Genomic DNA, 21849 nt, shown 5'->3' with positions numbered 1-21849 from the left:
GTGGCCGCACCCACCCCCGTATCGACCGACGTGCTGGTGATCGGGTGGGGGTTGTCGGGGCTCGTCGCCGCCGCCGAGGCAGCGGGCGCCGGGCGCAGGGTCGTCCTGCTCGATCAGGAGTCCCGGGTGAACCTGGGCGGCCAGGCCTGGTGGTCCTTCGGGGGTCTCTTCCTCGTGGACTCGCCGGAGCAGCGCCGGATGGGGATCCGGGACTCCGCGGCGCTCGCAGAGCAGGACTGGTTCGCGACAGCGGGGTTCGACCGGGCCGAGGACGCGTGGCCCCGGCGCTGGGCCGAGGCCTACCTGCACTTCGCGCACGGCGAGAAGCGCGCCTGGCTGCGCGCCAAGGGCGTCCGGTTCTTCCCCGTCGTGGGATGGGCGGAGCGGGGCGGCTACACCGCGACCGGTCCCGGGAACTCCGTCCCGCGCTTCCACATCGTCTGGGGAACCGGCCCCGGTGTGGTGGCACCGTTCCAGGCCGCCGTCGAGGAGGCCGAGAGACTCGGCCGCATCACGATCCTCCCGCGGCACCGGGTGGGCGCCCTGACCATGCAGAACGGCGTGGCGGTCGGCGCGGAGGGGGATGTGCTCGCTGCCGATGACGCGGTGCGCGGCGCTGCCGGAACCCAGGAGGTCGTCGGGGATTTCCGCATCCGCGCCGGCGCGACGATCGTGACCTCCGGCGGCATCGGCGGCAACCACGACCTCGTCCGCGCCCGGTGGCCGGAACGGCTCGGCGCCCCGCCGGAGCGGATGCTCACCGGCGTGCCCGCCTACGTCGACGGCGCGATGCTCGGTACCGCGGAGCGGGCCGGCGCGCGACTGGTCAACGGCGACCGGATGTGGCACTACGTCGAAGGCATCCGCAATCACTCACCCGTATGGGCCGACCACGGCATCCGCATCCTCCCCGGCCCCTCTTCGCTCTGGCTGGACGCGACCGGCCGCCGGCTCCCGGTGCCGCTCTTCCCGGGCTTCGACACGTTGGGAACGCTCGCGCACCTGCGCGCGACCGGGCACGACCACTCCTGGTTCGTGCTCTCCAGCCGGATCGTGGAGAAGGAGTTCACGTTGTCCGGAAGCGAGCAGAACCCCGATCTGACCGGCAAGGACCTGCCGCTGCTGGTCCGGTCGCGGCTGGGCAAGGGCGCCGCCGGACCCGTGCAGGCGTTCCTGGACCGGGGAGCCGACTTCGTCGTCCGCAACGATCTCGACGCCCTCATCGACGGGATGCGGGTACTGCCCGGCGGTGACCTCCTCGACGGCACGCAGGTGCGCGCGGAGGTGGAGGCCCGTGATCGTGAGGTGGCGAACGATTTCACCAAGGACGCGCAGATCGCGATGCTGCGCTCCTCCCGGGCGTACCGGGGCGACCGGCTGGTCCGCACCGCCGCGCCGCACCGCATCCTCGATCCGGCGGCGGGGCCCCTCATCGCCGTGAAGCTGCACGTCCTGACCCGGAAGTCCCTCGGCGGCATCGAGACCGATCTGCAGGGGCGGGCGCTCGGCGCCGACGGCGGACCGGTGGCGGGGCTCTACGCGGCCGGTGAGGCGAGCGGCTTCGGCGGGGGCGGCATGCACGGGTACCGGGCCCTCGAAGGGACGTTCCTGGGCGGTTGCCTGTTCTCCGGCCGGATCGCGGGACGCGCGGCGGCGGCGGCCCTCTGAGCGGCCCTCAGCGACCGGTGGCCCGCACCTGCGTGAGTCCGCTGCGCACCGGACCCCGGACGAGGATGTGGCCGCGACCGAGACTCAGCCTCGTCCACCCCGGTGCCGAGTAGAGTGGCGCGTCCTCCTCACCGTGGACGAACCCCATCGAGACGGCGGCGAAGGCGACCCCGCGCGGGAGATCCGCGATGTCCGGGTCCGGCTCGCCCCAGATCTTGGCGCGCACGGCGCGGACGACGTCCTCCCCCGGATCCACGGGCAGGTCGTGCGCGACGGCCGCCATGCCCCACTGTGCCCGGGCCGCCAGAACCGCTGCCCCGACGGAACCCGCGGGCGTCCATCCCGAACGAGGAGGCGACACGCCCGCCCAGGCCGCGCGCACGGCGGTCTCCGGGAGCGCCACCTCGGTACGGGAGTCCGTCCCGGTCAGTCCGGTCGCGGAGACGGTCAGGTCGCACTCGAGCTCGGGGTCGACGGGCAGCACGCGCAGGGCGAGCACCGTCGGCATGGCCTCGAGCAGACCACGGGGCGCGAGCACGCCGGCGGTCATCACGAGGACACCGGACGCGCCCTGGAGTCGCACACTGCCCTCGGGGTCCACCGCGGCGAGCCGTCCGGCGAAGGTGAGCGCGTCGGCTGCGGCTTCGGCATCGGGGAACAAGAGTCGAGGGGACATCCGACCTAAACTATCAAGGGCCGGTGAATGAGGGAGACAGCGTGAACGCAGCGGGACTCGACGGGACGCGGACCCCGGATTCGGAGGACGACCCCGTCGCCTCCCTCCTCTCCGTCCTGGCGCTGACCTCCACCGACGCGCGGACCACCGAGGACATCTTCACCGGCGTCTCCCACCCGATGCCGTACGGCCGGATCTACGGCGGCCAGGTGCTCGCACAGTCGGTGATCGCGGCGTCGCGGACCGTCGGCGAGGACCGCCCCATCCACTCCATGCACGGATACTTCCTGCGCCCGGGGAACGCGGCGCAGGGACTCACGTTCTCGGTCGACCGGTTGCGGGACGGACGCTCGTTCAGCGCCCGTCGCACCCAGGCGTTCCAGGACGGCGTGCCGATCTTCTCGATGATCGCGTCGTTCCAGACCCAGGACGACGGCGTGGAGCATGCGGTGCCCGCTCCCGGCGTTCCCGGGCCGGACGACCTCCCGGACCCGCTCGCCGAAGGCACGTCTTCGAGGCGCCGGCTGCGGGATTCGCCGATCGAGTTGCGGCACGTGCCGGGATCGCTCTACACGGACGTGCCCGCCGAGCGACAGCCCCACCAGGCCGTGTGGCTGCGCACCCGGCGCGAGATGCCGGAGGACCCACTGGCGCACCGCGCGGCCCTGGCCTACCTCTCGGACATGACGATCCAGGAGTCCATCCTGCGTGCGCACGGACTCACCTGGTACTCCCCCGGGCTGAACGTGGCGAGCCTCGATCACGCGATGTGGTGGCACCGTCCGGCGCGCGCGGACGAGTGGCTGCTCTACGTGCAGGAGTCGCCGACGGCGCGCGGCGGCCGAGGACTCGCCAACGGCCGGATCTACACGAGGGACGGCCTGCTGGTGGCCAGCGTCGCCCAGGAGGTCATGGTCCGGGTGCCGTCGGAGGGCTGACGCCGGACCGGCGCGGATGCGGCAGTCCGGTCAGCTGCGACGGGCGTAGGCGATCGGTTCCCCGAGGTACGGAGCCCAGGCCTCGCGCATGCGGTCGGAGAGCCGCACCGGGCGCCCGCTCGCCGCGTCCACCAGGACGACCACGGCCGAAGAGCGTGCGTACAGGGTCTGGGGCTCGGCTCCCGCCGGGCTGTAGACCTCGTAGCAGACCTCGATGCTGGACCCGCCGAGTTTGCCGAACCACAGCTGCACATCCAGCGGCTCCCGGTGGTACGGAACCGGCTGCTGGTACTCGATCTCCTGGCGCGCGATGAGCGTCAGGATGCCCGCGGCGGCTCCGGCCGGCACGACCGCGGTCGGGTACACCTCGGGCTTGCCCGGCTCCGGCTCCCAGAACGCGCGCACCCGCGCCTCCTCGAGCAGCTTGAGCATCGAGGTGTTGTTGACGTGGTTGAACGCGTCCAGGTCGCCCCAGCGCAGCGGGATCGGGACATGCAGCCGCAGCGCCGCCCTCGAAGCCTCAGTCACGGGTGAGCTTGCGGTGCGTCGAACGGTGCGGCGTGGCCGCATCCGGTCCGAGACGCTCGATCTTGTTCTGCTCGTACGCCTCGAAGTTGCCCTCGAACCAGTACCACTTGTCCGGGTTCTCGTCGGTTCCCTCGTACGCCAGGATGTGGGTGGCGATGCGGTCGAGGAACCACCGGTCGTGCGTGATGACCACGGCACAGCCGGGGAACTCCAGCAGAGCGTTCTCGAGCGACTGCAGCGTCTCGACGTCCAGGTCGTTGGTCGGCTCGTCGAGCAGCAGCAGGTTGCCGCCCTCCTTGAGCGTCAGCGCGAGGTTGAGACGGTTGCGCTCACCACCGGAGAGCACGCCGGCCTTCTTCTGCTGGTCGGGGCCCTTGAAACCGAACTTCGACACGTACGCGCGCGAGGGGATCTCGGTCTTGCCGACCGTGATGATGTCCAGGCCGTCCGAGACGACCTCCCACAGCGTCTTGTTGGGGTCGATGTTGGAGCGGCTCTGATCGACGTAGCTGATCTTGACCGTCTCACCGATCTTCAGCTGACCGCCGTCGAGGGGCTCGAGACCGACGATCGTCTTGAAGAGCGTCGTCTTGCCCACGCCGTTCGGACCGATCACGCCGACGATGCCGTTCGGCGGGAGGCTGAAGCTCAGGCCGTCGATCAGGGAGCGCCCGTCGAAGCCCTTCTTCAGGTTCTTCGCCTCGATGACGACGCTACCCAGACGCGGACCCGCGGGGATCTGGATCTCCTCGAAGTCGAGCTTCCGGGTGCGCTCGGCCTCGTTCGCCATCTCCTCGTAGCGGGCAAGACGCGCCTTTGACTTGGCCTGACGGCCCTTCGCGTTGGAGCGGACCCAGTCCAGCTCCTCGGCGAGGCGCTTGGCGAGCTTCGCGTCCTTCTTGCCCTGGATGGCGAGGCGCTCGCCCTTCTTCTCGAGGTAGGTCGAGTAGTTGCCCTCGTACCCGATCAGGCGGCCTCGGTCGACCTCGGCGATCCATTCCGCGACGTTGTCGAGGAAGTACCGGTCGTGGGTGATCGCGATCACCGCGCCCTTGTAGGACTTCAGGTGCTGCTCGAGCCAGAGCACGCTCTCGGCATCGAGGTGGTTCGTGGGCTCGTCGAGCAGGAGCAGGTCCGGCTTCTGGAGCAGCAGTTTGGCGAGCGCGACACGGCGCTTCTCCCCACCCGAGAGGGGGGCGATCGCGGCGTCGCCCGGGGGCGTGCGGAGGGCGTCCATCGCCTGCTCGAGCTGGGAGTCGAGGTCCCAGCCGTCGGCGGCGTCGATCTCCTCCTGCAGCGTGCCCATCTCGGCCAGCAGGGCGTCGAAGTCGGCGTCGGGGTCGGCCATCAGCGCGGAGATCTCGTTGAAGCGGTCGAGCTTCGCCTTGATCGCGACGCCGTCCTGGATGTTCTCCAGCACGGTCTTGCTCTCATCGAGCTCGGGCTCCTGCATGAGGATGCCGACGCTGTAGCCGGAGGCGAGGTTCGCCTCGCCGTTGGACGGGTGGTCGAGCCCCGCCATGATCTTGAGGATCGTCGACTTACCGGCCCCGTTCGGGCCCACCATGCCGATCTTCGCGCCGGGGAGGAACGCCATCGTGACGTCGTCGAGAATGAGCTTCTCGCCGACCGCCTTGCGGGCACGGACCATCTGGTAGATGTACTCAGCCATATCCGGTCCAGTCTAGCCGGGACTCGGGCCGTGCACGGGCGCCGCCGACCTCACCAGTCGATCGGGCGCGTCACCCCGATCAGGCACTGATCGTTCGGCAGCCCCGGGAGCACCACCGTGACGGGGGTGCCGATCGCCGGCCCGACCTGCCCGATCAGGCACTCCTCGCCCCACCGGACGGAGAACTCGATGCTCTCCGCCGGGTCGCCGACCGTGGTCAGGTCGGGGGTGAGCTGCATGGCGGCCCTGTCGAAACCGGCAGCGGCCAGGGCGTCGACGTAGGCGCGGCCCGCGACCTGCTCGGGCCCGTTCCACACCCCTGTGACGACCTCGGTGAAGAACGGGAGGTTGTCCTCCGCCGTCCCCTCCGGGATCAGCGTCGGCGCCGCCGGGGTGGGCGTCGCGGACGCGCTCGGCGCGGCGGTGCTGGGCGGGACGACCGGCTCCGGTGCCGAGCAGCCCGCCAGCACCGCGCCGACGACGAGCAGGGACGCGAGGAGGACGGCGCATCGTCCGGTGCGGGTCGAAGTCACCCGGTCAGTCTAGGCATCAGAACGGCGTCTCCCCGCTGGCGACGAGCTCGCGCGGGGCACCCGGCGCGCCCCACGTCTGCACCTCCTCGGCGCCGGCCGGGGGCTCTGCACCGGCGGCGTTCGGCGTGTCCCCGGCCCCTGCCGCGGAGGGCGACTCCGCGCGCTGGAAGACGCTGACCCCCCACAGCAGGTCGTGTCCGAGCGCCTCCGCGTCGATCTCCGCGCTGACCCCCTTCTTCGCGTCCGTCTCCCACTCCCGCAGCCGCAGCCGCCCGGTGACCACCACGCGGTCCGCCTTGTGCAATGACCGGTACACGTTCTCGCCCAGCGCCCGGAATGCACTGACGGTGAACCAGTTGGTGTGACCATCGACCCAGGTCGATCTCTCGCGGTCGAATCGGCGTTGGGTGACCGCCATCCGGAAGCTGGTGACCGCGCCCCCGGAGGGGAGGTCCCGCCGCTCGGGGACGCTGGCCACGTTGCCGACCACGGTGATGCTCTCGTTCATGTCGCGATGCCTTTCTCCGGGGACCGTCCCCGGGTGTGCTGCGGCGCCCGAGTGCCCGTCGGGCGCCGCAGCTGGTTCCACTGTGGGCGCGTGGGGAGGGCGGGATGCGACGAATGGCGATGCGGTGCACGAAGCGGGGGCGGAAGGACGCTGGGGAGGAGGTGCGCGGCGCGCACCCCGCCGTGTCGGAGGTCGGCCGTACCGTCGGGGGACACGTCCGAGGGGAGCACGCATGACCGACCAGATCCTGACCGCCGCGCCGGTCCGCCGGCCCGGCATCGACGCAGTGGTGCCGCTCGGCCTCTCGCGGTGGCGGATCCTCACGCCCGGCGGCGCGGTCGCGGGTCTCGTCGAGGAGCAGTCCACGGACCAGGGGCTGCGCTACCGGGCGCTCCGCTACCGCTGGAGCGCCCGGTGTTTCCAGGACGTCGGCGGGTTCTGGAGCTTCGCCGACGCCGTCGCGACGCTGCGCAACGGCTGAGTCAGACGACCGCGTCCATCCGCTCCAGCATGACGGGCGCGGAGCCGGCCCTGACCTCCGGCCACACCGAGGCGAGGATGTCGATCGCCTGCTCCAGCCGGTCGGGGGCGGCGGTGAAGGGGATCCGCAACTGACGCTCGTACCCGCCGTCGACCGAGAACCGGGGCCCCGCGGACAGGAGCAGCCCACGGCTGCGGGCTGCCATGACGAGAGCCCCGCTCAGGGGCGCGTCCAGGTCCACCCACAGGGCGACGCCGCCGTCCACCCGGGGAACGGCCCACTCCGGAAGCGCCTCTCCGAGGGCGCGTACCGCGCTGTCCCGTCCGGCACGGAGCAGGTGCGCGCGCTGGGCGATGATCTCGGGGAAGCGGGGCAGCAGCATGCGCGCCACGAGCTGCTCCCATTCCGGGGTGCCGAGCTCGATCGCGAATCGCGCCGCGACGACCCTCCGGATCAGATCGGGGGTGGCACGGATCCAGCCGACCCGCAGCCCGCCCCACACCGTCTTGCCGAAGGATCCCACCCGCACCACCGAGACGCCGCTGCCGGCCGGCGCGAACGGACGGGGCGCGACGGCACGGTCGATGTCGAGGTCGGCCGTGGTCTCGTCGACGACGACGAGCGTCCCCGCCCGCTCTGCGGCGCGTTCGATGACCTCCCGTTCCTCCTCCGACATCGATCGCCCGGTCGGGTTCTGGAAGTCGGGCATGAGGTACGCGAGGGTCGGGACGGCGCGGTCGAACGCCTGTTCCGCGCGGTCGAGGTCCCACCCGTGCGCCGTCGTCACGGGTACGCTGACGAGCCGTGCGCCCGCGGCGCGGAAGCAGTCCGCCGCGTGGGGGTAGGTGGGCGTCTCCATGAGCACCCGGTCCCCTCGGCTCACGAGGGTGGACGCGAGCAGGTGCAGCGCGCTCTGCGCACCGTTGGTGACGAGGATCTCCCCCGGATCCGTCGGCAGGCCCGCCCGGGTGTACCGGTCGGCGATCCCGCGGCGGAGATCCTCGTTGCCGACGACGTCGAAGCCCGGTCGGCCGAGGATCCCGGTGGCCGCCTGAGCCGCCTCCGCCAGCACACCGGCGAGCCCGGGCCACGCTGCGGGGCTGGCCTGCTGCAGGTCGATCGCCCCCGGGTCCGACACCGCGGTCCGTGCGCTCGAGGGCCGCCCCAACGGCTCGGTCACGCTGCCGGATCCCCGCACGCTGCGGATGTGGCCGCTCTCGCGCAGGCTCCGGTACGCGGCGGCGATCGTGGTGCGGCTCACCCCGAGGGCGGCGGCCAGCTCCCGCTCCGCCGGCAGGGCGGTGCGCGGGGCGATCCGGGTGTCCAGCACGAGCAGGCGGATACCGTCCGCCAGCGCCTCGTAGGCAGGTTCGCTGGTGCGCCATCCGCCGAGGAGGACCGTGAGGGCGCGGGCGGAGATCCGGGAGTCCATGGGGCCAGCGTAAACGAATTGGCCTCTTGGTCGGAGTCCAATTCTGCGCTGGAATGAACCCATGACCCGCCGCGTGATCCACCTGCTCCTCGGACTGGCGCTCTACGGCGCCGGCTGCGCGTTCACGGTCGGAGCGGGACTCGGCGTCGACCCGTGGACGGTGCTCGCCGAGGGGATCTCGCTGCATAGCGGGATCGGCGTGGGGTGGGTCGTGAACATCCTGGGCCTCGGCGTCATGCTGCTGTGGTTGCCGCTGCGCCAGCGACCCGGGATCGGGACCGTCGCGAACATCCTGCTCGTCGGCACGAGCATGCAGCTGGTGCTGATGGTCCTGCCGCCGGTGACCGGGCTCCTCCCCCGGTTCCTCCTGCTCGGTGCGGGGATCCTCGCCGTGGCGGTCGCGAGCGGCCTGTACCTCGGCGCCGGCTTCGGCGCGGGACCGCGCGACGGCCTCATGACCGGCATCCGTGCACGCTTCGGCTGGCCCATCTGGCTCGCACGCGGCAGCGTGGAGATCACCGTGCTGGCGATCGGGTGGGCGCTGGGCGGGACGGTGGGGATCGGCACCCTCGCCTTCGCGCTGTCGATCGGGCCACTCGTGCACCTCATGATGCCGATCCTGGCCATCCGTCCGCGCCCGGTCGGGGACCGCGCCCCGGAGGGCCGGCCGCACCTTCGTCACCGATCAGATCATCGTGGATCACGTCCACACGATCGGCTGCATGACCACCGGTAGCGTGGGCGCGCTGCGGGGCGGGGCCATCGCCACGCGCGTGCATCTCCTGGAGTGAACCCGGATCACGGCAGACGGGCCCCACGCGGCCTGCGGGGAGAATGGATTCATGTCCGTCCACCGTGCCGCCCTCGCCGCCTTCGCCCTCGACGCCTTCCTGGTCACCGTCTTCGCCGCCATCGGCCGCGCCACCCATGAGGGCGACCCGTTCGGACCGAGCGGATCCGGGCTCGCGCACACCGCGTGGCCGTTCCTCATCTCCCTCGTCGCAGCATGGCTGATCGTCGTGGCGTGGCGACGCCCGGCCGCCCTCGTGCGCACGGGCGTGCCGGTGTGGGCGATCACGGTCACGGGAGGGATGCTTCTGCGCGCCGTGTCCGGGCAGGGCACCGCGGTCGCCTTCATCATCGTGGCGACCGTGACCCTCCTGGCCTTTCTCGTCGGGTGGCGCACCATCGCGGCCGGGATCGGGGCGGTGCGAAGCCGGCGAGCCCCGGCTCGATCGCGTTGAGCCCGACCGCATCCGCCCGACGCGAGGCGAGGAGGCGCTCGTCCGCACCCGCGATCTCCTGGCCGACGATGGGCACGGGTGGCCGGCGTCAGTGCTGACGGAACTCCGGCCAGTCCGCCCCCGGCGTGAGGTGCGAGTGCAGGGCACCCTTCGCGCTGTCCATCGTGGGATAGCGCCCGAGGGACTCCGCGGCGTCCGCGATCGTCACCACGTACTCCCCCGCCTCCTTGCGGATCGTGCCCACGACGCCGGACTGGCCGTACGCGACCCACAGACCTTCGGATGTGCTCATCATCGAACTCCTCTCCTCGCACCGACGGTAGCCTGCCCGCCGGGGAACCGCACCAGGGTGTCCGCGATAACCTAGAGCGCGCTACCCCCCGTAGCTCAGTGGATAGAGCAGGAGCCTTCTAATCTCTTGGTCGGGTGTTCGAATCACCCCGGGGGGGCAGGCCGCCTCCGGCTCACCGTCGGGGGCCCGGAGGAGGATGACGATATGAGTGGAACCGACGGCGATCGCCTGGTCTGGATCGATTGCGAGATGACCGGGCTCGACCTCGACGTCGACCAACTCGTGGAGATCGCGGTCGTGGTGACCGACTTCGAACTGAACCCGCTCGACGACGGGTTCCAGCTCGTCATCAAGCCCGACGCCTCCGCGCTGGAGAACATGGGCGAGTTCGTCACCGAGATGCACCGCACCTCGGGGCTCCTCGAGGAGATCCCGGCCGGTGTCAGCGTCGCCGAGGCGGAGTTCCAGGCCCTCGAGTACATCCAGCGTTTCGTGCCCATCGAGGGCAAGGCGCCGCTCGCCGGTAACACGATCGGCACCGACCGTGCATTCCTGGCGCGCTACATGCCGCGGCTGGACCGGTGGCTGCACTACCGCAACGTCGATGTCTCGAGCATCAAGGAGCTCTCCCGGCGCTGGTACCCCCGGGTCTACTTCAACGCGCCGGCGAAGGACGGCGGACACCGGGCCCTCGCGGACATCCGCGAGTCCATCCGCGAGCTCGCCTACTACCGCGAAGCGGTCTTCGTCGAGGCCCCCGGACCCTCGAGCGACGACGCCCGCGCGGTCGCCGCATCCGTCGTGTCCAAATTCGCTCCAGAGATGTGACAGAATTGTCTGGTTGCCCGCTCCAGCGGGAGACTTGGTGGGTATAGCTCAGTTGGTAGAGCACCTGGTTGTGGTCCAGGGGGTCGCGGGTTCAAGTCCCGTTACTCACCCCAAGGAAGGGCGCGTGCACCCGTGCAGCGCGACCCGATGATGTTGAACATGGATCATGAGGCTTTCGAGCAGCTCGTCGTCGACGAGCTGGACCGACTGCCCGATGACATGGTCGATGGGTTGGAGAACGTCGTGTTCGTGGTCGAGGATCGTCACGAGCAGGATGACCTGCTCGGACTCTACGACGGCTGGGCGCTGACCGAACGCGAGCGCTACGGAATGGGCGAGCTCCCCGACCGGATCATCGTCTACCGCGAGGCGCACCTGCGTGCCTGCGCCGATGAGGCGGAGCTGCGCGACGAGGTGCACACGACCCTCGTCCACGAGATCGCCCACTTCTACGGCATCGACGATGACCGGCTGCACGAACTGGGATGGGCATGACCGCGCCGCTCGCCACGCCCGACATCGCCGAGGACACGGATCTCGGCGCCCGGACGCTGGACCCGGACTGGCAGACGGTCGTCTGGAACGACCCGGTGAATCTGATGAGCTACGTGGTCCACGTCTTCCGGACCTACTTCGGGTACTCCGAGGCCGAGGCCACCCGGCTCATGCTCGGCGTCCACCACGACGGCCACGCCGTCGTCTCGGAGGGGATGCGGGAGCAGATGGAACTGCACGCACAGGCCATGCACGACTACGGCCTGTGGGCTACGGTGCGGAAGGCGCCGCGCGCATGAGTGCCGCCTCCGAGGACGTCCTGCTCGAACTGTCCCGGCTGGAAGCCGTTCACCTGCGCGGACTCGTCAACCAGTTCGTGGACCTCTTGACCGGTTCGCCGGATGCCGCCACGGACCCCGCGATCTCGCGACTGGTCCCCAGCGCCTATCCCGACGACGAGTCGGCCGCCGCGCAGTTCCGCTCCGCCACTCAACCCGAGCTCCTCCGTCGTCGTACCCACGAAGCGGCCGCCGTCCTCGCAGACCTGGCCATCGCCGGTGACGTCACGGATCCGCAGTCGCTGTCCGAGAGCGCCGCGCGCACCGAGTTCACCCTCACCCTGGACCGAGGCAGGGCCGCATCCTGGATGCGGACGCTGGCGGCGGTGCGCCTGGTACTCGCCTCGCGGCTCGGGATCACGAGCGAGGAAGACCACGATCCGGACGACCCGCGGTTCGGCGTCTACGAGTGGCTGGGCTACCGCCTGGACCAGCTCACCCGCGCGGCATCCGCCGCCGCGTGAGGCGCTAGCGGAGCGATACCACCGCAGACGCCCACCGCAGCGGGTCATGCGCGGCGAGGTGCTCCTCCTCCTGGCGGGCCCATCTCTCCCAATGCGGCTCGAACGTGGCACCGTCGCGGGCGAGGGCCCGCATGCGACGCTGATCCGCATCCGCGTCCATCCAGATGCACACGTCGCCCAATACAGCGCTGCGGGCGGTCAGGACGCCGGAGCCCTCGACGAGGAGCGGGCGGTCCGGCTGGACGGCGTGCTCCTCGGCGTACGCCTCCGTGTCCCAGTCCCATCGCCGCCACCGGCCCACGCGCCCCTCCGCATGCGGCGTCAGGACGTCCTCCAGCGCGCGATCGCTTCCCGCGAACAGGCCGTCCCACCCCGGGTACAGGTCGTCCAGGGCGACGATCTGGAACTCCGGATGACGACGCACGAGCTCCGTTGCGAGGGTCGTCTTGCCGGACCCGGAGCGTCCGTCCACGAGGATGCGCGGCGCCGCACGCACGGCGAGGGCCGAGGCCGCGATGGATGCGGCCGCGGCGGTCGCGGTCAACGGCGGGACGACGTCACTTCTTGAGCGCGCGGATGACACGGCTGAGCGCACGTCCGGCGACCCACACGAACGGGATCGCCACCGCGAGGAAGGAAACCACGTTCGGCTCGAAGCGCAGATCGTCGCCCTTGCGGATGTATGCCCCGAGCGGCACGGCGTACGCCCCGCCCCCGCCGCCGGAGTTGCCGGAGTCGTCCCCACCGCCGCCGAAGCCGTTCCAGGACAGCGCCACCGGGATCATCCGGACGCCGTCGACATCCTGCTGTTCACCATAGACGGCGTTCACACCGAGGGTGGCCGCCTGCTTGCCGAGATCGAGTACGAAGTTGGACATGACTCCACGCTAGTGCGGCGAACCGGCTGCGCACAGCGCTTGACCTCGTGCCGCACGCATGCCCGGGAGTGCGCGGCCGGGATGCGCGTCACGCTCCGTCCGCGTCGGTGCGCGGGGGACGCGGATGGGACGGCAAGGATGAGCCGGCGCGCGGCCCGCCGAGCAGCGCCGCCCGGGTGACCACGCCCCGGCCGAAGCGTGAGGAGGCATCGTCCATCGCCTCCTCGACCCGGCGCCACTCCGCGTCGTCGTCCCAGAGCAGGGCGGAGGCCGCCGCGGGGCGCAGGTTCTCGGCGCGCACGCCGATGAGGCGGATGGGCATCGGACGATCGAGGGTGCCGAACAGGGTCCGCGCGGCATCCCCGATCCGCTGCCCCACGGCCGTCGGCTCGGTGAGGGTGACCGACCGCGTGAGCGTCCGGAAGTCCGCGAAGCGGACCTTGATCGAGACGGTCGCCGCCTCGGCACCGTGCGCCCGGAGCCGCGCGCCCACCCGGTCGGCGAGCCGGCGCAGCTCCGCCCCGAGCACGGCGTCGTCGTCCACGTCGTCCTCGAAGGTCTCCTCATGGCCGATGCTCTTCTCGACCCGTTCGACCTCGACCTCGCGGACATCCTCACCGCGGGCGAGGTGCCAGACCCGCGCCCCCATCGAGGCGCCCAGGGCACGCTCCAGCACCGGACGGGGCGTTGCCACCACATCCCCGATCGTCCGGATGCCGCGGGATTCCAGCGCCTCGGCGGACTTCGGCCCGACACCCCAGAGCGCGCGCACGGAGCGCGGGACGAGGAACTCCATCGTGCGGTGCTCCGGGATGATCAGGAGACCGTCCGGCTTGCTGAGGGTCGAAGCCATCTTCGCGACGTGCTTCGTGGCCGCCGCGCCGATGCTGCAGGTGAGCCCGGTGCGCTCCTTGACCCGGGCGCGCAGCATCCGGGCGATGGTCCCCGGCGGGCCCCACAGGCGCCGGGCGCCGCGGACGTCCAGGAAGGCCTCGTCGATCGAGAGCGGCTCGACCAGCGGGGTGATCTCGTGGAAGATCTCCATCACCTGGCGGGACATTTCCACGTAGCGGTCGAAGTGCGGGCGTACGACGATCGCGGTGGGGCACAGCCGCAGTGCCTGGGACACCGGCATGGCGGAGCGCACGCCGTAGCGCCGCGCCTCGTAGGAGGCGCTGGAGACGACGCTGCGTCCCTCCGGGGCGCCGACGATGATCGCCTTCCCGGCCAGCGAGGGATCGTCGAGCACCTCCACCGCCGCGTAGAACGCGTCCATGTCGACGTGGAGGATGCCCGCGCCGGTGTCGTCGGCGTCGGCGGGCGACACCATCCGCCCGCTTCCGTCGCCTCGTCCCACGTTCCGATTCTCCTCCGCGCCGCCGACATCCGGCCCATGAGACGGAAGAACACCCGCGGTCAGCGCAACGGGGTCACGCGTTCGCGCGCTCGAGGATCAGCTCCCGGACGCGAGCGGCATCCGCCTGGCCCTTCATCGCCTTCATCACCGCGCCGATGACCGCCCCAGCGGCCTGCACCTTGCCGTCGCGGATCTTCGCCATCACGTCGGGCTGCGAGGCCAGCGCCTCGTCGATCGCCGCGATCAGCGCACCGTCGTCGGAGACGACGGCGAGGCCGCGTGCGTCGACGACCTCCTGCGGGGTCCCCTCCCCCGCGATGACGCCCTCCAGTACCTGACGGGCCAGCTTGTCGGTCAGGGTCCCCGCGTCGACGAGTCCCTGCAGGGCGGCGACGTCGGCCGGGCTGACCAGGTCGGTCGCCTCCCGGTCCTGGGCGTTCGCGATGCGGGTGATCTCACCCGTCCACCACTTGCGTGCGGCGGCGGGCGCGGCGCCCGCGGCGATCGTCGCCTCGACCTCGGCCAGCAGTCCGCCGTTCGCGACGTCCTGGAACTCCAGATCCGTGAAGCCCCACTCGCCCTTCAGCCGGCGCCGGCGCGCAGCCGGCGGCTCGGGCAGCTCGGCACGCAGTTGCTCGATGAGCTCCGGTGCCGGCACGACGGGCAGCAGGTCCGGCTCCGGGAAGTAGCGGTAGTCGTCGGCATCCGACTTCGGGCGTCCCGGCGAAGTCCGCCCGGTGTCCTCGTGCCAGTGCCGGGTCTCCTGGATGATCGTGCCGCCTTCGGCGAGGATGGCGGCCTGCCGCTGGATCTCGTACCGCACCGCGCGCTCGACCGAGCGCATGGAGTTCACGTTCTTCGTCTCGGTGCGCGTCCCGAGCTTCTCCTGACCGCGGGGGCGCAGCGACACGTTGGCGTCGCAGCGCAGGTTGCCGCGCTCGAGCCTGGCCTCGGAGATCCCGAGCGACAGCACGATGTCGCGGATGGTCTGCACGTACGCCTTCGCGATCTCCGGTGCACGGTGCTCCGCGCCGAAGATGGGCTTGGTGACGATCTCGACGAGCGGGACACCCGCGCGGTTGTAGTCCACGAGGGAGTACTCCGCGCCCTGGATGCGGCCGGTCGCGCCCCCCATGTGGGTCAGCTTGCCGGCGTCCTCCTCCATGTGGGCGCGCTCGATCGGGACATCCACGAGGGTCCCGTCGGCGAGCTCCACCTGGACCTGCCCCTCGAAGGCGATCGGCTCGTCGTACTGCGAGATCTGGTAGTTCTTGCCGAGGTCCGGGTAGAAGTAGTTCTTGCGCGCGAACCGGCTGGACGGGGCGATCGAGCAGCCGAGCGCCAGGCCGAGGCTGATCGAGAACCGCACGGCCTGCTCGTTGACGACCGGCAGCGCACCGGGAAGCCCCATGTCGACCGGGCGCACGAGCGTGTTCGGCGCCGCGCCGTGGTTCGCCGAGTCGGCGGGGTTCGGCGCGGAGGAGAACATCTTCGTCTTGGTGTTGAGTTCGACGTGCACCTCGAAGCCGAGGACGGGCTCGAACAGCTCGAGCGCCTTGTCGAAGTCCATGATCTTGTCCTTGGCCATCAGAGCGCCCCTCCCAGTGCCGGGGCACGGTCCAGCAGCGGACCACCCCATGAATCCTCCAGCAACGCCTCGAGCGCCGCGCCCACCCGGTAGAGGCGAGCGTCCTCGCGGACCGGTGCCAGGAACTGGATGCCGACCGGGAGACCGTCCTCGGCGGCGAGTCCCGAGGGGATCGAGATCCCCGGCACGCCGGCGAGGTTCGCCGGGATCGTGGTGACGTCGTTGAGGTACATCTGCAGCGGGTCGTCGATCTTCTCGCCCAGGCGGAAGGCCGTCGTCGGCGCGGACGGGGTCGCGATGACGTCGACCTGCCCGAAGGCGGTGTCGAAGTCGCGCTGGATGAGCGTGCGCACCTTCTGCGCCGAGCCGTAGTAGGCGTCGTAGTAGCCGGCCGACAGGGCGTAGGTGCCCAGGATGATGCGGCGCTTGACCTCGTCGCCGAATCCCGCGTCGCGGGTCGCGGCCATGACGTCCTCGACCGTGCCACCGGGCACGTTCACCCGCATCCCGAATCGCACGGAGTCGAACTTCGCGAGATTGCTCGAGGCTTCGGCGGGCAGGATCAGGTAGTACGCGGCGACGCCGTACTCGAAGTGCGGCGCGCTGATCTCGACGATCTCCGCCCCCTGCGCGGCCATGAGGTCCAGGGAGGCGCGGAACGACTCCGACACCCCCTTCTGGAAGCCACTGTCGGGGAGCTCCGTGATGACGCCCACGCGGAGGCCCTTGAGCACGTCGCCCCGGGCTCCTTCACGCGCAGCGGCCGCGAACGAGGGCCAGGTCTGGTCGAGGGAGGTGGAGTCGTGCGGGTCGTGTCCGCCGATCACGTCGTGCAGCAGCCCCGCATCCAGCACGGAGCGGGTGACGGGTCCGACCTGGTCGAGGGACGAGGCCAGGGCGATCGCACCGTAACGGCTGACGCCGCCGTAGGTCGGCTTGATGCCGACGGTTCCGGTGACGTGTGCCGGCTGGCGGATGGAGCCGCCGGTGTCGGACCCGAGGGCGAGGGGCGCTTCGAAGGCCGCGACGGCCGCCGCGGATCCGCCGCCGGAGCCGCCGGGGATGCGGTCGAGGTCCCACGGGTTGCGGGTGGGACCGTACGCGGAGTGCTCGGTCGACGAGCCCATCGCGAACTCGTCCATGTTCGTCTTCCCGAGTGGCACGAGACCGGCTGCACGGGAGCGGGCGACCACCGTGGCGTCGTACGGCGACATGTACCCCTCGAGGATGCGGGATCCACTCGTGGAGGGCATGTCGGTCGTGACGAGCACGTCCTTGATGGCGAGCGGCACGCCGGCCACCGGGCCGAGGTCCTCACCGGCGGCCCGGCGACGGTCGATGTCCGCGGCCACCTCGAGTGCGTGGTCACTGACGTGCAGGAAGGCGTGCACGTCGCCGTCCACGGCCGCGATGCGGTCCAGGTGAGCCTGCGTGGCCTCCACGCTGGACACCTCGCGGGCGGCCAGTCGGTCAGCGAGGTCCGCGGCGCTGAGGCGGGTCAGGTCGGTCACTGTTCTTCTCCCAGGATGGCGGTCACGCGGAAGCGGCCGTCGGCGGCGTCCGGTGCGTTCTGCAGCACCTCGTCGAGGGTGAGGGGGACCCCCACCTCGTCCGGGCGGTACACGTTCTGCAGGGGAACGGGATGGCTCGTCGCCGGGACGTCCGGGGTCGCGACCTCGGAGACCTTCGCGATGTTGTCGACGATGACGTCGAGCTGACTGGTGAGTCGTCCGACCTCCTCGTCGCTCAGCTGGATACGGGCGAGCACACCGAGGTGGCGCACGAGATCTGGGGTGATTTCCGACACCCCACAAGTCTAGGCGTTCCGCTCGCGACCCCCTTCCGCGCAGGGCCGGGCCGCCGCGGGGGTTCCCCCTATGCTGTGCGGGTGATGACGTTCGATCCCCCTCGCCCCTGGGTACGCAGCTACGCCGATGGTGTACCGGAGGACCTGGGACCCGTCACCGGATGCCTGGGCGATCTCGTCGAGGCATCCGCACGGGACTACCCCGATGCCGCCGCGCTCCAGTTCTTCGGCCGCGTGACGACGTACCGCGAGCTGGACGCGCAGATCGCACGCGCGGCGGCCGGTCTGCGCGACCTCGGCGTGCGCCCCGGCGACCCGGTCGCGATCGTGCTGCCCAACTGCCCCCAGCACATCGTCGCGTTCTACGCGGTGCTCCGCCTCGGCGCGGTCGTGGTCGAGCACAATCCGCTCTACACGCCGAGGGAGCTGCGCAAGCAGTTCGAGGACCACGGCGCGAAGCACGCCATCGTCTGGAGCAAGGCGGTGCGCACGATCCAGGAGTTCCCGGCGGACCTCCGGGTGGAGGCGCTGGTGTCCATCGACGTGACCCGGGCGATGCCGCTGCGCACCCGCGCCGCGCTGCGACTGCCGATCGCGAAGGCGCGGGAATCCCGCACCGCCCTGCACGAACGGGTGTCCGGCACCGTGCCGTGGGAGACGCTGCTGCGGGCGAACCCCCTGCCCGCGGGACACCCGAAGCCGGTCGCCGACGACCTCGCGATCATCCAGTACACGAGCGGGACGACGGGCACCCCGAAGGGCGCCGCGCTCACCCATCGCAACCTGCTGGCGAACGCGGCGCAGGCCCGCGCCTGGGTCCCGTCCATCGTGCGCGGTGAGGGATGCGTGGTGTACGCCGTTCTTCCGATGTTCCACGCGTACGGCCTGACGCTGTGCCTGACGTTCGCGATGTCGATGGGGGCGCGCCTCGTGCTCTTCCCGAAGTTCGACGCCGACATGGTCCTCGCCGTGACGAGGAAGCATCCCGCCACGTTCCTGCCGCTCGTTCCGCCGATCGCGGCGCGCCTGCTGCGTGCCGCGCAGGAGAAGGGGGTGTCGCTGCGGGGCACGGAGATCGCGATCTCCGGGGCGATGGCCCTCCCCCACGACCTGGTGGTGCCCTTCGAGGAGGAGACCGGTGGATACCTCGTCGAGGGATACGGCCTGAGCGAGTGCTCCCCCGTCCTCATGGCGAACCCCGTCGCGGACAACCGGGTCGCCGGCACCGTCGGCCTGCCGCTGCCGGGCACCGAGTGCCGGGTCGTGGACCCCGACGACCCCCGGGTGGACGTCGCCGCCGGCGAACGCGGTGAACTGCTCGTGCGCGGTCCGCAGGTGTTCCGCGGGTACTACGGCAAGCCGGAGGAGACCGATGCGGTGTTCGTGGACGGCTGGTTCCGCACCGGCGACGTCGTCACGATCGATCCAGACGGGTTCGTGCGGATCGTCGACCGGATCAAGGAGCTGATCATCACGGGCGGGTTCAACGTGGCCCCCACCGAGGTGGAGATCGCGCTGCGCCAGCATCCCGACGTCGAGGATGCTGCCGTCGTCGGCCTGCCGAACGAGACCTCCGGGGAGGAGGTCGTCGCGGCCATCGTGGTCCCGCCCGGAACCGACGTCGACGTGGAGGCCGTGCGGGAGCATGCCCGCGGCATCCTCACGCCGTACAAGGTGCCGCGACGGATCTTCGTGGTGGACGAGCTGCCGACCTCCATGATCGGCAAGGTCCTGCGCCGTCAGGTGCGGGAACGGCTGCTCACCCTGACCTCGGGCGGCTGACCGCCCGGCCCCATCCTCACCCCGCCGAGCCACCCCTCCCCCGCCGAGCCGCCCCTTTCGCACGCGTGGGCTCAGGGGCGGTTCGGAATCAAAGGGGTGGCTCGGTGGCTACCGGCGCGTCGAGGGCGGCGGGTCCCTGCTCGACCAGGATGCGGAACTGGGCGGCGTCGATGATCCGTACCCCGAGGTCCTCGGCCTTGGCGAGCTTTGAGCCCGCGCCCGGACCGGCGGCGACGAAGTCGGTCTTCTTCGAGACGCTGGACGCCGCCTTCCCCCCGGCGGCGATGATCGCCTCCTGGGCGCCCTCCCGCGAGTATCCCTCGAGCGATCCGGTCGCGACGACCGTGATCCCCTCGAGGACCCCGCCGCCGGCGGATGCCGCGCCAGGGCCGGGATGACCGGGCGTCGCCCATCGCACTCCGGCCTCGCTCCAGCGCTCCACGATGTCGCGATGCCAATCCACCTCGAACCAGTCGAGCACCGCGTCCGCGATGATGCCGCCCACACCCTCGACGGCGGCGAGCTCCTCGCGGGAGGCGGCACGTATCGCATCGAGCGAGCCGAACCACTGGGCGAGCGCCCGAGCGGCGACGGGACCGACGTGCCGGATGTTCAGCGCGACGAGGAGCCGCCACAGGTCCTTCGTCTTGGCCTTCTCGAGCTCCTCCAGGAGTTTCCGCGCCTGCTCGGACGGCTGCGGGCCGGTCAGCCCGGCGCGCTTCTCCTCCGCGGAGGGATTGCGCCGGAACGGGCTGCGCTTCTTCACGACCCCCGCATCGTTCTCCTTCGGGAGCCCGGTCTCGGCGTCCCGCACGACCACCTCGATCGGGACGATCTGCTCCAGGGTGAGATCGAACAGGCCCGCCTCCGTGTCGAGGGGCGGCTCGGCGGGCACATCCGGCTGGGTGAGGGCCGCGGCGGTCACCTCACCGAGCGCTTCGATGTCCAGCGCACCGCGCGAGCCGATGTGTTCCACGCGACCGCGCACCTGGGCGGGGCACGACCGCGCGTTCGGGCAGCGCAGATCGATGTCGCCCTCCTTCGCCGGGGCGAGGGGCGTGCCGCACTCGGGACACTCCGCCGGCATGACGAAGGCCCGCTCCGTGCCGTCCCTGAGCTCGGCGACCGGACCCAGCACCTCCGGGATCACGTCGCCCGCTTTGCGCAGGACGACGGTGTCGCCGATGAGGACGCCCTTGGCCTTGACGACGTCCTGGTTGTGCAGGGTGGCCTGCCGCACCACGGAACCTGCGACCCGGACGGGCTCCATCACCGCGAAGGGCGTGGCCCGACCGGTCCGTCCCACCGAGACGACGATGTCGAGCAGGCGGGTGTTCACCTGCTCCGGCGGGTACTTGTACGCGATCGCCCACCGGGGTGCACGGCTCGTCGCGCCGAGTTCGTCGTGCAGGGAGAGCTCGTCGACCTTCACGACGATGCCGTCCAGCTCGTGCTCCACGTCATGCCGGTGCTCGCCGTAGTACGCGACGAACCCGAGCACCCCGTCGATGTCGTCGTTCACCCGGTTGTGGGTGCTCACCGGGAGGCCCCATCCCTCGAGCAGCGCGTAGACCTCGCTCTGGGCCGAGACCGGCGGATCGGGCCAGGCACCGATGCCGTGGACGTACAGGCGCAGTGCTCCGATCCGCTCCAGTGCCGCTTCGCGCTCGAGCCCGGTCTTCTTGTCGAGCTGCTGCCGGAGTCCCCCGCTGGCGGCGTTGCGCGGGTTGGCGAACGCCGGGAACCGGCGTTGCGCCGCGGCCCGCGCCTTCTCCTCGTCGAACTCCGCCGCCCCCGCCTTGCGGGTCGCCCACCGCTCACGGGCCTCCGCGACGGCACGTTCCCGCAGCTCGGCCTGCAACGCGTTCAGCCGCTCGAAGGCGGCGACCGGGATGAACACCTCTCCGCGGACCTCGACGAGCGCCGGATGGCCCGTGCCGCTCAGCCGCTCGGGGATGTCCCCCAGGCGCAGGGCGTTCTCGGTCACGATCTCCCCCACCCGGCCGTCGCCGCGGGTCGCGGCCGAGGTGAGGACGCCGTTCTCGTAGCGCAGACTGATCGCGAGCCCGTCGATCTTCAGTTCCGTGAGCCACCTCACCCGACGTCCGGCGGAGTTCTCCGCCTTCACGCACCATTCGCGCAGCTCCTCCGGGGAGAAGACGTTGTCGAGGCTGAGCATCCGCTCGGCGTGCTCGATCGTCGCGAGATCGGACGTCTGCGCCGCCCCGACGGACTGCGTCGGCGAGTCCTGACCCTGCAGCTCGGGGAAAGCGCGTTCGATCTGCTCGAGCCGCCGCATCCATCCGTCGTAGGTCGCGTCGTCGACGATCTCGGCGTCCG

At 71.1% G+C, this 21849-nt stretch carries 24 protein-coding genes and 2 tRNA genes; 12 read left to right on the top strand and 14 right to left on the bottom strand.

The features are described 5' to 3' along the window. The gene (locus F6J84_RS07075; protein WP_150972534.1) at positions 1-1668 is read left to right on the top strand and encodes an FAD-binding dehydrogenase; all 1668 of its coding nucleotides are present in this window, start codon (positions 1-3) and stop codon (positions 1666-1668) included. Positions 1669-1675: 7 nt separating this feature from the next. On the opposite strand, the gene F6J84_RS07070 is transcribed toward F6J84_RS07075, so the two are convergent. Then, positions 1676-2344, bottom strand: a complete 669-nt coding sequence (locus tag F6J84_RS07070) for a DUF8185 domain-containing protein (RefSeq protein ID WP_150972532.1) — start codon at positions 2342-2344, stop codon at positions 1676-1678. A gap of 41 nt (positions 2345-2385) precedes the next feature. Between F6J84_RS07070 and F6J84_RS07065 the strand changes: the two genes are divergently transcribed. Further along, on the top strand, positions 2386-3282 hold the full coding sequence (locus tag F6J84_RS07065) for an acyl-CoA thioesterase (protein WP_238702638.1): 897 nt from the start codon (positions 2386-2388) through the stop codon (positions 3280-3282). 30 nt (positions 3283-3312) lie between these two features. Here F6J84_RS07065 and F6J84_RS07060 read toward each other — a convergent pair whose 3' ends face one another. From F6J84_RS07060 to F6J84_RS07045, 4 genes are read right to left on the bottom strand one after another with little or no spacing between them, the layout of a single operon-like run. Beyond that, the gene (locus tag F6J84_RS07060; protein ID WP_238702637.1) at positions 3313-3810 is read right to left on the bottom strand and encodes an acyl-CoA thioesterase; all 498 of its coding nucleotides are present in this window, start codon (positions 3808-3810) and stop codon (positions 3313-3315) included. Continuing rightward, complete coding sequence (ettA, locus tag F6J84_RS07055) at positions 3803-5482, bottom strand: energy-dependent translational throttle protein EttA (protein WP_150972528.1); 1680 nt, start codon at positions 5480-5482, stop codon at positions 3803-3805. Before ettA ends, F6J84_RS07060 begins: the two co-directional genes overlap by 8 nt. Positions 5483-5532: 50 nt before the next feature. After that, positions 5533-6015 carry a DUF6993 domain-containing protein gene (locus F6J84_RS15475; protein WP_191905777.1) on the bottom strand — a complete coding sequence of 161 codons (483 nt, stop codon included), beginning with the start codon at positions 6013-6015 and terminating at the stop codon, positions 5533-5535. A gap of 16 nt (positions 6016-6031) precedes the next feature. Beyond that, positions 6032-6523 (bottom strand): single-stranded DNA-binding protein, encoded by a 492-nt coding sequence (locus F6J84_RS07045; RefSeq protein ID WP_150972525.1) that lies wholly within the window; start codon positions 6521-6523, stop codon positions 6032-6034. A gap of 232 nt (positions 6524-6755) precedes the next feature. On the opposite strand from F6J84_RS07045, the gene F6J84_RS07040 reads away from it, so the two are divergent. Next, on the top strand, positions 6756-7004 hold the full coding sequence (locus F6J84_RS07040; protein WP_150972523.1) for a hypothetical protein: 249 nt from the start codon (positions 6756-6758) through the stop codon (positions 7002-7004). A 1-nt stretch (position 7005) separates the two neighbouring features. Here F6J84_RS07040 and yczR read toward each other — a convergent pair whose 3' ends face one another. Then, positions 7006-8436 (bottom strand): MocR-like transcription factor YczR, encoded by a 1431-nt coding sequence (yczR, locus tag F6J84_RS07035; RefSeq protein WP_150892383.1) that lies wholly within the window; start codon positions 8434-8436, stop codon positions 7006-7008. Between the two features lie 61 nt (positions 8437-8497). Between yczR and yczE the strand changes: the two genes are divergently transcribed. Together yczE and F6J84_RS07025 are read left to right on the top strand one after the other, a co-directional pair. Next, on the top strand, positions 8498-9172 hold the full coding sequence (gene yczE, locus F6J84_RS07030) for a membrane protein YczE (RefSeq protein ID WP_238702636.1): 675 nt from the start codon (positions 8498-8500) through the stop codon (positions 9170-9172). A 106-nt stretch (positions 9173-9278) separates the two neighbouring features. Next, a complete protein-coding gene (locus F6J84_RS07025; protein WP_150972521.1) occupies positions 9279-9680 on the top strand; it encodes a DUF3054 domain-containing protein in 402 nt (133 codons plus the stop codon). Between the two features lie 88 nt (positions 9681-9768). Here the strand turns inward: F6J84_RS07025 and F6J84_RS07020 are convergent, their stop codons facing one another. Next, complete coding sequence (locus F6J84_RS07020; protein WP_238702634.1) at positions 9769-9972, bottom strand: methyltransferase; 204 nt, start codon at positions 9970-9972, stop codon at positions 9769-9771. Between the two features lie 84 nt (positions 9973-10056). Between F6J84_RS07020 and F6J84_RS07015 the strand changes: the two genes are divergently transcribed. From F6J84_RS07015 to F6J84_RS06990, 6 genes are all read left to right on the top strand, one after another. Then, positions 10057-10129 (top strand) — tRNA-Arg (locus F6J84_RS07015). Between the two features lie 47 nt (positions 10130-10176). Continuing rightward, positions 10177-10800, top strand: coding sequence for an oligoribonuclease (gene orn, locus F6J84_RS07010; protein ID WP_150972517.1), 624 nt, complete (start codon positions 10177-10179; stop codon positions 10798-10800). A gap of 37 nt (positions 10801-10837) precedes the next feature. Then, positions 10838-10913: transfer RNA gene (locus F6J84_RS07005), tRNA-His, on the top strand. Positions 10914-10959: 46 nt separating this feature from the next. Next, on the top strand, positions 10960-11295 hold the full coding sequence (locus F6J84_RS07000; protein WP_191905776.1) for a metallopeptidase family protein: 336 nt from the start codon (positions 10960-10962) through the stop codon (positions 11293-11295). Further along, a complete protein-coding gene (gene clpS, locus F6J84_RS06995) occupies positions 11292-11594 on the top strand; it encodes an ATP-dependent Clp protease adapter ClpS (protein ID WP_420846183.1) in 303 nt (100 codons plus the stop codon). The genes F6J84_RS07000 and clpS overlap by 4 nt, the downstream gene beginning before the upstream one ends. Continuing rightward, positions 11591-12097, top strand: a complete 507-nt coding sequence (locus F6J84_RS06990) for a DUF2017 family protein (RefSeq protein ID WP_150972511.1) — start codon at positions 11591-11593, stop codon at positions 12095-12097. Before clpS ends, F6J84_RS06990 begins: the two co-directional genes overlap by 4 nt. Positions 12098-12101: 4 nt before the next feature. Here the strand turns inward: F6J84_RS06990 and F6J84_RS06985 are convergent, their stop codons facing one another. The 6 genes from F6J84_RS06985 to gatC all read right to left on the bottom strand — a co-directional run bounded on the left by F6J84_RS06985 (position 12102) and on the right by gatC (position 17727). Beyond that, entirely contained in the window at positions 12102-12641 is a 540-nt protein-coding gene (locus F6J84_RS06985) for a nucleoside/nucleotide kinase family protein (protein ID WP_238702632.1), read from the bottom strand. A 13-nt stretch (positions 12642-12654) separates the two neighbouring features. Continuing rightward, positions 12655-12975, bottom strand: a complete 321-nt coding sequence (locus tag F6J84_RS06980) for a hypothetical protein (protein ID WP_150892375.1) — start codon at positions 12973-12975, stop codon at positions 12655-12657. An 88-nt stretch (positions 12976-13063) separates the two neighbouring features. Then, positions 13064-14332, bottom strand: a complete 1269-nt coding sequence (dinB, locus tag F6J84_RS06975; RefSeq protein ID WP_150972509.1) for a DNA polymerase IV — start codon at positions 14330-14332, stop codon at positions 13064-13066. A 73-nt stretch (positions 14333-14405) separates the two neighbouring features. Further along, a complete protein-coding gene (gene gatB / locus F6J84_RS06970; protein ID WP_150972507.1) occupies positions 14406-15920 on the bottom strand; it encodes an Asp-tRNA(Asn)/Glu-tRNA(Gln) amidotransferase subunit GatB in 1515 nt (504 codons plus the stop codon). After that, positions 15920-17431 (bottom strand): Asp-tRNA(Asn)/Glu-tRNA(Gln) amidotransferase subunit GatA, encoded by a 1512-nt coding sequence (gene gatA, locus F6J84_RS06965; RefSeq protein ID WP_150972505.1) that lies wholly within the window; start codon positions 17429-17431, stop codon positions 15920-15922. Before gatA ends, gatB begins: the two co-directional genes overlap by 1 nt. After that, positions 17428-17727, bottom strand: a complete 300-nt coding sequence (gene gatC / locus F6J84_RS06960; protein ID WP_150892371.1) for an Asp-tRNA(Asn)/Glu-tRNA(Gln) amidotransferase subunit GatC — start codon at positions 17725-17727, stop codon at positions 17428-17430. The genes gatA and gatC overlap by 4 nt, the downstream gene beginning before the upstream one ends. 84 nt (positions 17728-17811) lie before the next feature. Between gatC and F6J84_RS06955 the strand changes: the two genes are divergently transcribed. Continuing rightward, the gene (locus tag F6J84_RS06955) at positions 17812-19509 is read left to right on the top strand and encodes a long-chain-fatty-acid--CoA ligase (protein ID WP_191905802.1); all 1698 of its coding nucleotides are present in this window, start codon (positions 17812-17814) and stop codon (positions 19507-19509) included. A gap of 88 nt (positions 19510-19597) precedes the next feature. On the opposite strand, the gene ligA is transcribed toward F6J84_RS06955, so the two are convergent. Then, positions 19598-21808, bottom strand: coding sequence for an NAD-dependent DNA ligase LigA (gene ligA, locus F6J84_RS06950; RefSeq protein ID WP_420846195.1), 2211 nt, complete (start codon positions 21806-21808; stop codon positions 19598-19600). Between the last annotated feature and the right edge of the window lie 41 nt (positions 21809-21849).

The organism is Microbacterium caowuchunii (genome assembly GCF_008727755.1).
Lineage (GTDB): Bacteria > Actinomycetota > Actinomycetes > Actinomycetales > Microbacteriaceae > Microbacterium > Microbacterium caowuchunii.
The sequence above is the reverse complement of the archived record's forward strand: the minus strand, read 5'-3'. Positions and strand labels throughout refer to the sequence as shown.